Origin of the sequence: Achromobacter spanius, assembly GCF_002966795.1 — a bacterium.
Taxonomy (GTDB): Bacteria; Pseudomonadota; Gammaproteobacteria; order Burkholderiales; family Burkholderiaceae_B; genus Achromobacter; species Achromobacter spanius_D.
In genome coordinates, this window is the sequence record NZ_CP023270.1 from 132,466 (window position 1) to 145,657 (window position 13,192).

11 protein-coding genes are annotated in these 13,192 nt (G+C 65.4%); 5 read left to right on the top strand and 6 right to left on the bottom strand.

Features of this window, described 5'->3' with window-relative positions; all coding sequences use genetic code 11:
• Positions 1-115: 115 nt before the first annotated feature.
• On the top strand, positions 116-1,444 hold the full coding sequence (locus CLM73_RS00650) for an amidase (protein WP_105236892.1): 1,329 nt from the start codon (positions 116-118) through the stop codon (positions 1,442-1,444).
• Between the two features lie 130 nt (positions 1,445-1,574).
• Here the strand turns inward: CLM73_RS00650 and leuA are convergent, their stop codons facing one another.
• Together leuA and CLM73_RS00660 are read right to left on the bottom strand one after the other, a co-directional pair.
• A complete protein-coding gene (gene leuA, locus CLM73_RS00655; protein WP_105236893.1) occupies positions 1,575-3,284 on the bottom strand; it encodes a 2-isopropylmalate synthase in 1,710 nt (569 codons plus the stop codon).
• A 441-nt stretch (positions 3,285-3,725) separates the two neighbouring features.
• On the bottom strand, positions 3,726-4,364 hold the full coding sequence (locus CLM73_RS00660; protein WP_105236894.1) for a hypothetical protein: 639 nt from the start codon (positions 4,362-4,364) through the stop codon (positions 3,726-3,728).
• On the opposite strand from CLM73_RS00660, the gene rpoN reads away from it, so the two are divergent.
• The 4 genes from rpoN to bfr all read left to right on the top strand — a co-directional run bounded on the left by rpoN (position 4,363) and on the right by bfr (position 8,273).
• Positions 4,363-5,814 (top strand): RNA polymerase factor sigma-54, encoded by a 1,452-nt coding sequence (gene rpoN / locus CLM73_RS00665; protein ID WP_105236895.1) that lies wholly within the window; start codon positions 4,363-4,365, stop codon positions 5,812-5,814. The two genes, CLM73_RS00660 and rpoN, sit on opposite strands and share 2 nt — an antisense overlap.
• Positions 5,815-5,935: 121 nt before the next feature.
• Entirely contained in the window at positions 5,936-6,214 is a 279-nt protein-coding gene (locus CLM73_RS00670; protein ID WP_105236896.1) for a (2Fe-2S)-binding protein, read from the top strand.
• A gap of 294 nt (positions 6,215-6,508) precedes the next feature.
• A complete protein-coding gene (locus tag CLM73_RS00680; protein WP_105236897.1) occupies positions 6,509-7,420 on the top strand; it encodes a DMT family transporter in 912 nt (303 codons plus the stop codon).
• A gap of 376 nt (positions 7,421-7,796) precedes the next feature.
• Positions 7,797-8,273, top strand: coding sequence for a bacterioferritin (gene bfr, locus CLM73_RS00685; protein WP_056327755.1), 477 nt, complete (start codon positions 7,797-7,799; stop codon positions 8,271-8,273).
• A gap of 100 nt (positions 8,274-8,373) precedes the next feature.
• On the opposite strand, the gene CLM73_RS00690 is transcribed toward bfr, so the two are convergent.
• The 4 genes from CLM73_RS00690 to CLM73_RS00705 form a co-directional block, all read right to left on the bottom strand.
• A complete protein-coding gene (locus tag CLM73_RS00690) occupies positions 8,374-9,048 on the bottom strand; it encodes a hypothetical protein (RefSeq protein ID WP_105236898.1) in 675 nt (224 codons plus the stop codon).
• Positions 9,049-9,085: 37 nt separating this feature from the next.
• Positions 9,086-10,693, bottom strand: coding sequence for a peptide chain release factor 3 (locus CLM73_RS00695; protein WP_056565700.1), 1,608 nt, complete (start codon positions 10,691-10,693; stop codon positions 9,086-9,088).
• Positions 10,694-10,803: 110 nt separating this feature from the next.
• On the bottom strand, positions 10,804-11,433 hold the full coding sequence (locus CLM73_RS00700) for a LysE family translocator (protein WP_056565698.1): 630 nt from the start codon (positions 11,431-11,433) through the stop codon (positions 10,804-10,806).
• 45 nt (positions 11,434-11,478) lie between these two features.
• A complete protein-coding gene (locus CLM73_RS00705) occupies positions 11,479-13,017 on the bottom strand; it encodes a DEAD/DEAH box helicase (protein ID WP_199778225.1) in 1,539 nt (512 codons plus the stop codon).
• Between the last annotated feature and the right edge of the window lie 175 nt (positions 13,018-13,192).

Sequence of the window (13,192 nt, forward strand, 5' to 3'; positions counted from 1 at the left end):
ATGACGCTTGCTTTCTCGGGCAGGCAGTTATGCCGGGCATACCCTCGGTCAAGGGGACCGGGTGCGCAGTATGTTTTTCCGCGCTCGTCGCGGCACCGGCAAAGAGGAAAGAATCATGTCTACTGCCTTGAACAGACTGGGCGCGGTCGAAGCCGCGCGCAAGCTGCAACGGCGCGAACTGACCGCAGTGCAATTGGTGCGCGCCTGCTTCGCGCGCATCGAACAGCGCGAGAACACCGTCCATGCCTGGACGGCCCTGCAGAAGCAGGCCGCGCTCGATCAGGCCGAAACCCTCGACCGCGGCGCGTTGCGCGGTCCGCTGCACGGCCTGCCCATCGGCGTGAAAGACCTGTTCGATACCGCCGACCTGCCCACCCGCTACGGGTCTCCCATCTACGACCGCCACCGTCCCGGCCAGGATGCCGCCTCAGTAGCGCTGTGCCGCGGCGCGGGCGCCGTCGTCATCGGCAAGACGGTCACCACCGAATTCGCCACCTACCAGGCCGGCCCCACCCGCAATCCGCGCAACGAGGCCTACACGCCCGGCGGCTCGTCCAGCGGCTCGGCCGCCGCGGTGGCCGACGACATGGTGCCCTTTGCGCTGGGGTCGCAAACTGCAGGCTCCATCATCCGGCCGGCATCGTATTGCGGTGTGGTCGGCTTCAAGCCCACGTTCGGCGGGATCTCCCGCGCCGGCGTGAAAAGCCTGGCCGAATCGCTGGACACGGTCGGCGGATTCGCGCGCTCCGTCGAAGACGTGGCGTTGTTTTCGTCGGTCCTGATGCGCGATCCGCGCATGCTGGATCTGTCCTATCACGACGCGCCGCGCGTGGGCATGTACCGCAGCCTGCAATGGCGCCACGCGCAGCCCGAAACCAAAGAGGCCTTCGCGCAGGCCGCGGCGATCCTGTCGCGCGCGGGCGCCAAGGTCGAAGAAGTGCCGCTGCCGCCGGAGCATTGCGTGCTGGTGCAATTGCATTCGGACATCATGGCGTTCGAGGCCTCGCAGGCGCTTGCGTATGAACGGCTGGAGCACGCCGTGCAGCTCAGTCCCAAGCTGCAGGCTATCCTGGAATCCGGCGCGCACATCAGCGCGGAACAGCACATCAAGAATCTGCAAAGGGCCGCCGAATCGCGTGCGCGGGTCGACGCGTGGTTCCAGCAGTACGACGTGCTGATTGCCCCCAGCGCCAGCGGCGAAGCGCCCTTCGCCGACCTGGGCACGGGCGATCCGCAGTTCTCGCGCGCGTGGACCTTGTTTGGTCTGCCTTGCCTGAACCTGCCATTCGCCACGGGTCCGCAGGGCCTGCCGGTGGGCTTGCAGCTCGTCGGCGCACGCTATGAGGACCATCGCCTGCTCGCCATCGGTGCGTGGATCCATGCGCGCCTGCTGGCCGCGAATGCGCCGGATATTGGCGCCTCCGACATGTGGCCGCGCGGCTGACCTCATGGCTGACTGCGCCGCTTCCGCTGTGGGATGGTGTCAGACACCCTGCCCGCAATGAAAAAGCCCGCCGGATAAGGCGGGCTTCGTTTTGTGCCCCGTTGTCGGGGGCTTCAGGCCTGGTCGTGGATCACACGGCTTCGGCGGCTTCCTGTTCGGCGGTGACGGCGCCGGAATTGATGTGGCGGTTGACGGCGCTCAGCACGGCCTGGAACGAGGCCGTCACGATGTCGCGGTCGATGCCCACGCCAAAGCCCGTGGCGGATTCGCCGACGCGCAGTTCGACATAGGATGCGGCGCGCGTGCCGGTGCCGGTGCCGATGGCGTGCTCGTGGTAATCCATGATGCGCACGGGCACGTCCAGCGCGGCCACGAAGGCGGAAATTGCGCCGTCGCCCTTGCCGCTCACGATGCGGCGTTCGCCGTTGTATTCAAGTTCGGCTTCGATGCTGAAGTGCTGGCCTTCGCCGGCGGACGGATCGCCGTCGATGCGATGACGGATCAGCTTCCACGGCGCCTTCTGCTCAAGGTATTCGCGGTTGAAGATCGTGTGCACGTCGTCGGCGGTGACTTCACGGCCGGTCTCGTCCGTGACGCGCTGGATGGCGCGGCTGAATTCGATCTGCAAGCGGCGCGGCAACACCAGGCCGTGTTCCTGTTCGAGCAGGTACGACACACCGCCCTTGCCCGACTGGCTGTTCACGCGGATCACGGCGTCGTAGCTGCGGCCGAGGTCGGCGGGGTCGATCGGCAAGTACGGCACTTCCCAGACGGCGTCCGCCTTCTGCAACGCAAAGCCCTTCTTGATCGCGTCCTGGTGCGAGCCCGAGAACGCGGTAAAGACCAGGTCGCCCGCGTACGGATGACGCGGATGGACGGGCAACTGGTTGCAGTACTCGGCGCAGCGGCGCACTTCGTCGATGTCCGAGAAGTCCAGGCCGGGGTGCACGCCCTGCGTGTAGAGGTTGAGCGCCAGCGTGACGAGGTCGACGTTGCCGGTGCGCTCGCCGCTGCCGAAGAGGCAGCCTTCGATGCGGTCGGCGCCGGCCATCACGGCAAACTCGGCGGCAGCCACGGCGGTGCCGCGGTCATTGTGCGGATGGACGCTGAGCACGATGCTGTCGCGGCGGGCCAGGTTCTTGTGCATCCACTCGATCTGGTCGGCGTACAGGTTGGGCGTCGTGGCCTCGATGGTGGCGGGCAGGTTCAGCACCATCTTGTTGTCGGGCGTGGGCTGCCACACCTCGGCGACGGCGTCGGAGACTTCCAGCGCGAATTCGGGTTCGGTCGTGCTGAAGACTTCGGGCGAGTATTCGTAGCCCCACTTGGTTTCGGGACGCTGCGACGTGTACTGCTTGATGAGGCGCGTGCCGGTGGTGGCGATGTTCTTGATCTCGTCCTTGGACATGTTGAACACGACCTTGCGGAAGGCCGGTGCGCACGCGTTGTACATGTGGACGATGGCTTGCTTGGCGCCCGCGGCGGCTTCCACGGTGCGGCTGATCAGGTCTTCGCGCGACTGGGTCAGCACGATGATGGTCACGTCATCGGGAATGCGCTTCTCGTCGATGAGCTTGCGCACGAAGTCGAAGTCGGTCTGCGACGCGGACGGGAAACCGACTTCGATTTCCTTGAAGCCGATCTTCACGAGCTGTTCGAAGAAGCGGACCTTGCGTTCCACGCTCATCGGCTCGATCAGCGCCTGGTTGCCGTCGCGCAGGTCCGTGCTCATCCAGATCGGCGCCTTCGTGATGCGGCGGCTGGGCCAGGTGCGTTCGGAGAAATCGCGGGTAAAGGGCGCGAAGGGGACGTATTTGGTGGCGGGGTTGGCAAGCATCACTACACCTCAATCGGTTTCTTTTGAATCCCGGCGCGTCTTGCGCTCGTCGGCATCGCAACCGGATGACGGTCTTGTGCCAGGGTTTGCCGGGATGGCCGGCAGGATTCAGAGATAAAAGGGGGAAATCGCGTGTGGCAAACGTGGCTGCCGAGCTACCACGGGGACACTAGGCCCGGCAACCGATCGGTAGCAATAGCGATAGCGCGATGAAGGCGGTTTGAGCGCGCAGGCCGGCGACCGGAGCGGCGGAGCGTCCGGTGGCAATCGCGAGGGGGGTGCGGTAAGCGGCCATGGGGTGCTAGTCAAACACACTTTTTCGGGAAGCGCAAACGGAAAGAGCAAGGGACAGATCGGATTGCGGTCTTTCCGTTTGCCGTCCGGCAGGCCTTTTGAAATGGAAAGGCCGCCTTGCGGCGGCCTTGTTTCAGTGCTGGGCGCGGCCTAGCGGGCCGGGCCGATGCGGGGCTCGACGTAGCGCGGCTCGCGCGGGGCGTCGGTGCGGCGGTCGTCACGACGGCCGTCGTCGCGCGGATCGCGGCTGGGGCGGTTGGCGCCCGCTTCCAGGATCCGGGCCTGCTCGGCCACCATGTCGATCTTGCCGATGCGGTTGTGGCGCAATTCGGACAACGAGCGGCGCAGGTCGCCGACGGTGAAGGGTTCCTGCCGGTCTCCCCACGTCCAGCGCAGCACGCCCAGCGATTCCTCGGACAGATTGGGGGCCAGTTCGGCCAGCGTATCCGTGCCGACCGGCGTCGCGGCGCCCGAGGCGAGGCTGGCGTAGAACCAGGCGCGCACCGAGAAGAAGACGATCAGGGTCCAGATGCCGGCAACCACCCACCAGAGGTAGGGGTTGATGCGCTGCGCCATGTCCTGGGTGGGCTGGCCCAGCGTGTGCAGGAAGTCGTAGTTCATGCGCTTGCCGAAATCGAGTATCCAGGAGGCAACCAGATACCAGAGAACGATCGCGACAGCGATGACGATCGCGCGCAATACGAGTCGGGGAAGCGCCAGTTTGAGCAGGGTCTGGCCGATCAGTCGGCAGTCCTGGCGAACGCTTGCGGGCGAAGTCAGATTCATCATGCAAAATATTGTACCTATGACCCGTCCAATTTTAGAACTGCGGCCTGGCCAGCACCTGACGCTGACCCCACAACTTCAGCAATCGATCCGGTTGCTGCAGCTGTCGACGCTCGACCTTGAAGCGGAAATCTCGCAAGTGCTGGCCGAAAATCCCCTGCTGGATCGGGAGGACGAGCCGTCGTCGGCCGAGGCGGAGTCGCGGTCCGAGTCCGAGCGCGAATCCTCCGTGCAGGACGACGAGCCGGCGGCCGAGCGCGAGACGCCCATCGACGAAATGCCGGGTTCGGGCGGCGTGTACCCCGATGACGACGCCAGCCTGCCCGAGGCGGCGCGTCCGGACACCTTGCGCGAGCACCTGCTGGGCCAGCTTGCCTTGACCCGGGCGGCCCCGCGCGATGTCGCGCTGGCGTCCCTGTTGATCGACGAACTGGACGAAAACGGCTATCTCGGATCGCCGCTGGACGAAATCCTGGGCTGGCTCCCTGCCGAAATGGAGCCCGACATGGACGAGCTGCGGGCGGCGTTGTCGCTGCTGCAGTCGTTTGATCCCGCCGGCATTGGCGCGCGCGACATGGCTGACTGCTTGCACCTTCAGTTGCGCAATCCCGACCTCACCCGGTTGCCCGAGGCCGCTGACCCCGCCGTGCTGGCCTGTGCCCGGCGTATCTGCGCCGAGCACCTGCCCCTGCTCGCGACCGGCAACGCCGTGCGCCTTTGTGCGGCGCTCGGCTGCGACGAGCCCACGTTTCGCGCGGCGCATTCGCTGATCCTGCGCCTGGAGCCCCGGCCCGGGCGGGCATGGACGGTGCCGGCGGCCGAGTACGCGGTGCCGGACGTCATCGTGCGCAAAACCCGGCGCGGCTGGCAGGCCACGCTCAACAGCGCCGCGGTGCCGCGGCTGCAAGTCAACGGCCTGTACGCGCAGATGCTCAGCAATCAGAAGGAGTCCGCGCACGCCGGGCTGCAGGCCCAACTGCAGCAGGCCAAATGGATGATCCGGAATGTGGAGCAGCGTTTTGACACCATCCTGCGTGTGTCGCAGGCCATCGTCGAACGCCAGACGGCATTCTTCAGCCAGGGCCCGGCGGCCATGCGGCCGCTCATCCTGAAAGACATCGCCGGCGAACTGGGATTGCACGAGTCGACCATTTCACGCGCCACAACACAGAAGTACATGCTCACTCCGTTTGGCACGCTGGAGCTTAAGCGCTTCTTTGGCACGGGGGTTTCGACCGAAGGCGGCGACGCCACGTCGGCAACGGCGGTGCAGACCTACATCCGCCAGATGGTGGCCGACGAAAATCGCGCCAAGCCGTTGTCGGACAGCCAGATCATGCAAAAACTGGCCGATCAGGGGATAGTGATCGCCCGTCGGACGGTGGCAAAGTACCGCGAAGCGCTGCGGATTGCCCCGGCCGCGCTGCGCAAGGCGCAAGCCGCCGCCCGCTGAAATAAGGGACATGTTTCGGCAAATTTGTCCCTGTTTTCAATGGCTTGCGTGACATTTCGGTTGCAAAATTATTTGCGCGCGGGACTTGCCAGGGCTTGAATAATTTTCGATAATCATTCGCATGTACATTTGCGTATGTAATGCCATCACCGAACGCCAAGTCCGCGCCAGCGTGGACGCGGGCGCGTCGACGCTATCCGACCTGCAGTTCGAGCTGGGCGTGGCCACGTGCTGCGGCTGCTGCGCGGCAACCGCCGCCGAATACCTGCCGGGCGGCCGCTGCTCCAGCGTGTGCGACGTGCGCTCCATCGCAGTTCCGGTCAATGCTCCCGCCCTCGTCGAATCGGCTACGCCGGCTGCCAACAGCAGCTTCCCGATTCCGCTGGTCGCCATCGCCTGAGCATTGGTGTCACTTCCGGCTCGCTGCCTTCATGCGGCGAGCCGCGTCATTTCCTTCTCGCAGAACTCCCTGATATCCATCACCAGCTGACGCGCCGGTTCGCGCGCGTGGCCGGCCACGCCTAGCGCCAATTTCGACTGCGGATCTGCTGGCTGACCGTGGACGGACTGCGGTGCAGGGGTTCGATCCGAAAGGGTTCGATCCGAACAAAGCGTTTGTCACTGGATGGGCTGGCGAGCAGAATGCCTCCATCCCGCCGCGATCGCGGTTGCAGCCTACGTTGCCGGACCCTCCATGAAGGCGCTTTCCACCCCTGCCTCCGCTTTGCCCGCCCATGACAGCCCTGGCATCAGCCTGGCGCCGATCGCCGCGTTCTGTTTCCTGTGGAGCTCTGCGTTTGCCGCCGCAAAGATCGCGGTACGCGACTGCCCGCCGCTCACGTTGCTGACCATCCGCTTTCTGATTGCGGGCGCGCTGATGCTGGGGGTGGCGGCGGCCAGCGGACGCTGGAAGCTGCCTTCCGGGCGCGACTTGGCCGCGCTGATCCTGCTGGGCGTGCTCAACAACGCGCTGTATCTGGGCTTGAGCTGGTCGGGCATGACCACCGTGTCGTCCGCATTCACGGCCGTGCTCATCAGCACCAACCCGCTACTCATCGGGGTGCTGGCCGGCCCGCTGCTGGGCGAGCGGCTGAGCTGGCGCAAGCTGCTCGGGTTGTGCCTCGGGCTGGCGGGTGTCGCGCTGGTGTTGCGATCGCGGCTGACAGGCATGCAGGAAGACCTGCACGGCACGCTGCTCGTGACCGGCGGCCTGGTGGCGCTGGTGGCCGGCACCCTGCTCTACAAGATGCTCAAGCCCACCTCCGGTCTTTGGACCTCGACCGGCATCCAGTCGCTGGCAGGCGCCGCGGCATTGCTGCCGTTCGCGCTGGCCACCGAAAGCCTTGGCGATGCGCGCCTGACGTCCAGCCTGATCTGGAGCATGGCCTACATGATCGTCGCGGTGTCGATGGGCGGGTATTACTTGTGGTTCATGATCCTGGGCCGCGCCAGCGCCACGTCGGCCAGCGCGCTGCATTTTCTGATGCCGCCGCTTGGCCTGTTGTTTGGCTGGGTGGTGTTGCGCGAGCCCGTTTCGTGGCTGGATCTGTTGGGCATCGTGCCCATCGCATTCGGCATCTGGCTTGCGACGCGGCGTACGGCTTGAGTTGAGGATGCTCAACACGCCCTGCTGCGGTTGCTGATATGCAACGAGCGGGCTTGACGCGTTTGCAGTGCAGAACGGCGCGGCGCAAGGGCGCGAGCGGAACACAAATGCGGGCAATCGCGAAGCCGTTTCAGCGCGACTCGCGTCCGCAGCCCGCGCCGTTGCGTCGCCAAGCATGCAAGGCATCACGCACACATACTCATTCTCATTAGCTTGTCGCTTTCTTGTTGCGCTCCTAAAGCCGTTTACCAAATGCAGCGCAAGGGTAGTCGCGGCCCTGCGGCCAATGGTAGTCTGCATGGGTTGCGTACGCGCGGCATCGTGCGCTCCTTTGTCGCGATGCGCTCGCGTCGCGCCTGACTGCAAGGAGTCCATCATGAAAGGCGATAAAACCGTCATCCAGTTTCTCAACAAGCAACTGACCAACGAACTGACGGCCATCAACCAATATTTCCTGCATGCCCGCATGCTGAACCATTGGGGCTTCGACAAGCTGGGCAAGCACGAGTACGAAGAATCCATCGGCGAAATGAAGCACGCCGATCGTCTGATCGCCCGCATCTTCATGCTGGACGGCCTGCCCAACCTGCAAGACCTGCACAAGCTGCTGATCGGCGAAGACGTGCCCGAACTGCTGGCCTGTGACCTGAAGCTCGAAACGGCCGCTCAAGCGACCGTCAAGGAAGCCATTGCGTATTGCGAATCGGTGCGTGACTACGTGTCGCGCGATCTGTTCCAGGACATCCTGGACGACACCGAAGAGCACATCGACTACCTGGAAACGCAGATCGACCTGATCGACAAGGTCGGCATCCAGAACTACCTGCAAAGCCAGATGTCCGTGCCCGAATAAGGCTGTTGGCTGCAAAAGAAATGGCGCCCCGCGGGGCGCCATTTCTTTGCCTTGCACCTGCGCGTGCAGGTGGCGATGTGACGTTCTTATTGCAAACGTCTTACTGCGGACGGGCCGGGCATTCGGCCATCGTGCCCCAGGCGCGGTTAGGCGCGCAGTACTTGTTGCGCGCATTCCAGGAACACGAGGGGCGTTCGAAGAAGCCTTGCGTGGCGCATTGGGCCAGTTCGCGCCGCAGCGCATCCTGCCAGCCCTGCGCGCCGGGTGCCGGCGCGGTGTTGGGGGGCGGCGGGGGCGCCTGCACCATCTGCGGCGTGCCGTAGCTGCCGCCAGCGGCTACGCCACCGTTGATGGCAGTCGACGTGCCGGGCACCAGCAGGTCCATCGTGCTGACATCGGAATTGCCCGACGGCAGCGGCACCTGCGACGAGGCGGCGATTTCGCGCGCCTGTTCGGGGCTGATGCGTTCACGCGAGATCTGGACGGCGGGATCGCTGACGGTGTCGAACAGCGACACCGTGTTGACCTGCCATTCGCGATCGGACGGTTTGTCGGGCACGCCCAACGTGCCGTCGATGCGCGGCTGCGGCGGTTGCGCCACGTACGGACGGCCATTGGCGTCCAGTACGGGCTGCTGGGACGCGGCTGCGTCCTGCCCAGGAGCGGGCGCGGCCGCGGGCGCATGCGCCACCAGCCAGTCACCCAGTTGAATTCCGCCCCATGCCGACGCGCCGAGCGCGATCAGGAGCGTTGCGAATAAAAAACGCCAAGACATTGCTACCCTCAATCTGCCGTGCGGAACCCGAACGGGTCTACGCCTTGTCTCCGAAAACCTTGCCGCCGTGCTCCCGCATGGCGTGGAATTTCACATCGGGATACAGTTCCTCGGCGACGCGCAACTGCGCGGGAGAACCGATCAAAAACGCCGCAGCATCGACCACATCATAGGCGATATGGGCGGCATTGGCATCCATGAACTTGCGCAGCGCCTTGGGGTTTTCAGACGTAATCCAACGTGCCATTGTGTAGCGCGAAGGCAGCATCCGGGCATCCACGCCGTACTCCGTCTTCAGGCGATGCGCGACCACTTCGAACTGCAGCTGGCCGACCGCGCCCAGCAGCAGCGAGCCGCCCGCGACCTCGGGACGGAACACTTGAATGGCCCCTTCCTCGCCCAATTGGGTGAGGCCGGTGCGCAATTGTTTCGTGCGCAGGGGGTCTTTCACTTCGACCGCCTGGAACAGTTCCGGCGCGAAGAACGGCAGGCCGGTGAACTGCAGGGTTTCGCCTTCGGTCAGCACGTCGCCCAGTTGCAGCACGCCATGGTTCGGGATGCCGATGACGTCGCCGGCATAGGCTTCGTCCAGCAGTTCCCGGCGTTGCGACAGGAAGGACACCACGTTGTTGGGGCGCATTTCCTTGTTGGTGCGCGCCACCTTCAGGCGCATGCCGCGCTCGAAACGGCCGGAGCTCACGCGCACGAAGGCGACGCGGTCGCGGTGGGCGGGGTCCATGTTGGCCTGCACCTTGAACACCACGCCGGTGAACTTGGGTTCTTCCGGCTTCACTTCGCGTTGCAGGGCCATGCGCGCGCCCGGGGGCGGCGCCTGATCGACCAGGGCGTCCAGCACTTCCTGCACGCCGAAGTTGTTGATGGCCGAGCCGAAGAAAACGGGCGTCTGCTTACCGGCCAGGAACTGGTCGCGGTCGAACGCGGGCGCGGCTTCGTTGATGAGCTCGATCTCGCCGCTGGCCTGGTCGAACGCCCCGCCGAAGCGCTTGGCGATCTCGGGGTTGGTCAGGCCTTCGATGAAGTCGTCGTTGTCGGAACGGCGTTCCTGGCCCGGGCGGAAGACGCGCATGCGGTCGCGGCGGATGTCGAACACGCCGCCAAACGACTTGCCCATGCCCACCGGCCACGAGAACGGCACGGCGTCCATGCCCAGGTGCCCTTCGATCTCGGACAGGAGTTCCAGGGGCTCGCGCACTTCGCGGTCCATCTTGTTGATGAACGTGATGATCGGCGTGTTGCGCGCGCGGCAGACCTGCAGGAGGCGGATGGTCTGCGGCTCGACGCCGTTGGCCGCGTCGATCACCATCAGCGCGGCGTCGACCGCCGTCAGCACGCGGTACGTGTCTTCGGAGAAGTCCTGGTGGCCCGGAGTGTCGAGCAGGTTGATGACGCAGTCGCGGTACTCCATCTGCATCACCGAGGACGCCACCGAGATGCCGCGCTGCTTTTCGATTTCCATCCAGTCGGACGAGGCATGGCGCGACGCCTTGCGCGCCTTGACGCTGCCGGCGATCTGAATGGCGCCTGCGAACAGCAGCAGCTTTTCCGTCAGCGTGGTCTTGCCCGCGTCAGGGTGGGAAATGATGGCGAACGTACGGCGCCGTGCGACTTCGTTGGAAATGCTCATGATCGGAGGATTCTACTTAACGCCGCTTTTCAGGCCGGTGCGGTCCGGTGTCGTGCACGAAAACATGTGGGGCACGCGCCGTTGCCGGCCCGTGCCCCACGCTTTTTGATTCAGTTGTGGCGGCGGAAGGTCGCCAGGAACACGCCCGCCAGAATGAAGAGCGACCCGAAGGTGCGGTTCATCCAGCGGATGTGCTTGGCGTCGCGCAGGAGGCGCAATACGCGCGCCGCCAGCAGCGTGTACACGCCCATCGCCACCAGGTCGGTGAACGCCAGCGTGGCCGCCAATGCCGCGTACTGCGGCGTCAGCGACAGCGCCGGATCCACGAACTGCGGCACCACGGCCAGAAGGAACACGGTGCCCTTGGGGTTCATGGTGTTGATCAGAAAACCGCGCAGGACCAGGTCCCGGATGGACGCCTGCCGGGGATCCCCGGCGTCCACCGCGACCGGCGCGGCGTCGGTGCGGATCTGGCGCACGCCCAGGTAAATCAGGTAGGCAACGCCCAGATACTTGACCACGTTGAACGCCATTTCCGACGTCGCCAGCACAGCGCCCAACCCCACGGCGACCACGACGAACTGGAACAGGATGCCCATGATCAGGCCTGCCGTGTTCCAGTAGCCGCGCGCAAAGCCGTATTTCAGGCCGGACGACATGGCCGAAATGGCGCCCGCGCCCGGTGAGAACGAAATGGCCCAGGAGGCCAGGAAGAACGTCAACCAGGTGGATAAGGGCATGATGGCGCGGGTCCGTGGGTCGCAGTATCGGGGTTGCGGGAGATATTACTTGCTCAGCAACGCGGCGCGCGGCGCGCCAGCCGGGCGACCCTGGCCGGAGCGTCCTTCGGACGGGCGGCCGGAACCGGCATTGCCGGACGGACGCGACGACCCTTCGGGACGGCGGTTCTGCTGCGGACGGCCCTCGTTGCGGCCAGCGTGCGCCGGACGGTCTGCGGGCTTGCCATCGCGCGAACCGCCGTTGCCACGGCCTTCGCCGGCGCGGGCCGGTGCGGGGGCACGGCCGCCTGCCGCTGCGCGCGGCTGGCCTTGGGCGGGACGCGAGGAGCGGCCCGAGCCGCCGTTGCCGCCGCGGCCGCCATTGCGGGGACCGCCGCGCATGCTGCGCGAGTCTTCGTCGCGCTCCTGGCGTTCGAACGCGGCTGCGCTGGTGGCGGGAGGCGTCCAGCCTTCCACCGGCTTGCGTTCGATCGTCTTCTTGATGAGGCGCTCGATGTCCTTGAGCAGCTTGATTTCGCTGTTGTCGACCAGCGAGACCGCGGCACCCGTGGCGCCCGCGCGGCCCGTGCGGCCGATGCGGTGGACGTAGTCTTCCGGGACGTTGGGCAGCTCGAAGTTCACGACCTGCGGCAACTGGTCGATGTCCAGGCCACGGGCGGCGATGTCGGTGGCGACCAGCACGGTCACGGTGCTGTCCTTGAAGCCGGCCAGCGCGCGCGTGCGGGCCGATTGGCTCTTGTTGCCGTGGATGGCGGCGGCGGTCAGACCGTCCTTCACGAGCTTCTCGGCCAGGCGGTTGGCGCCGTGCTTGGTGCGCGTGAAGACCAGCACCTGGTGCCAGCCGCTTTCACGGATGATGTGGCTGATCAGGTCGCGCTTGTGATGCTGCTCGACGATGTGCACCGTCTGTGTGACCAGCTCGGTGGCGGTGTTGCGCGGGGTGACCGAGACTTCGCCCGGATTGTTCAGCACGCCGCGCGCCAGCGTGCGGATCTCGTCGGAGAACGTGGCCGAGAACAGCAGGTTCTGGCGTTGCTTGGGCAGCAGCGCGAGGATCTTGCGGATGTCGCGGATGAAGCCCATGTCCAGCATGCGGTCGGCTTCGTCCAGCACCAGGATTTCGACGCCCGACAGGTCCACCGTCTTCTGGCCGCAATGGTCCAGCAGGCGGCCGGGGGTGGCGACCAGGATGTCCAGCGGCTTGCGCAGCGCGGAGATCTGGGGGTTGATATTGACGCCGCCAAACATCACCATGGACGTCAGCGAGGTGTACTTGCCATAGGTTTGCACCGATTCGGCGACCTGCGCGGTCAGTTCACGCGTCGGGGTCAGGATCAGGCAACGGGGGCGGCCGGGCTTGCGGGCCTCGGGCTTTTTCTGCGACAACAGGTGCAGGATCGGCAGCGTGAAGCCGGCGGTCTTGCCGGTGCCGGTCTGAGCGGCAGCGAGCAGGTCGCCGCCTTTCAGCACCTGCGGAATGGCCTGGGCTTGAATAGGGGTGGGCGCGGTGTAGCCGGTGTCGGCAATGGCGCGCAACAGCGAATCAGCCAGCCCGAGGTCGGCGAAAGGGGAATTGGTAGTCAAAACAGCTCCAGCGGCAGCCTGTCGCTCTATTTGAGAGACTCCAATCCAGGCGGTCGAATAAGGAGAAAAGGGGAAGCGCCCATCAGGGCGAAGCTTGGCGGCGAAGGGCCGAGCGGACGTGCGCAGATTGGCTTGGCGCACGGAACGGATTGTAGCTGATGTGGCGGCGCAGCAA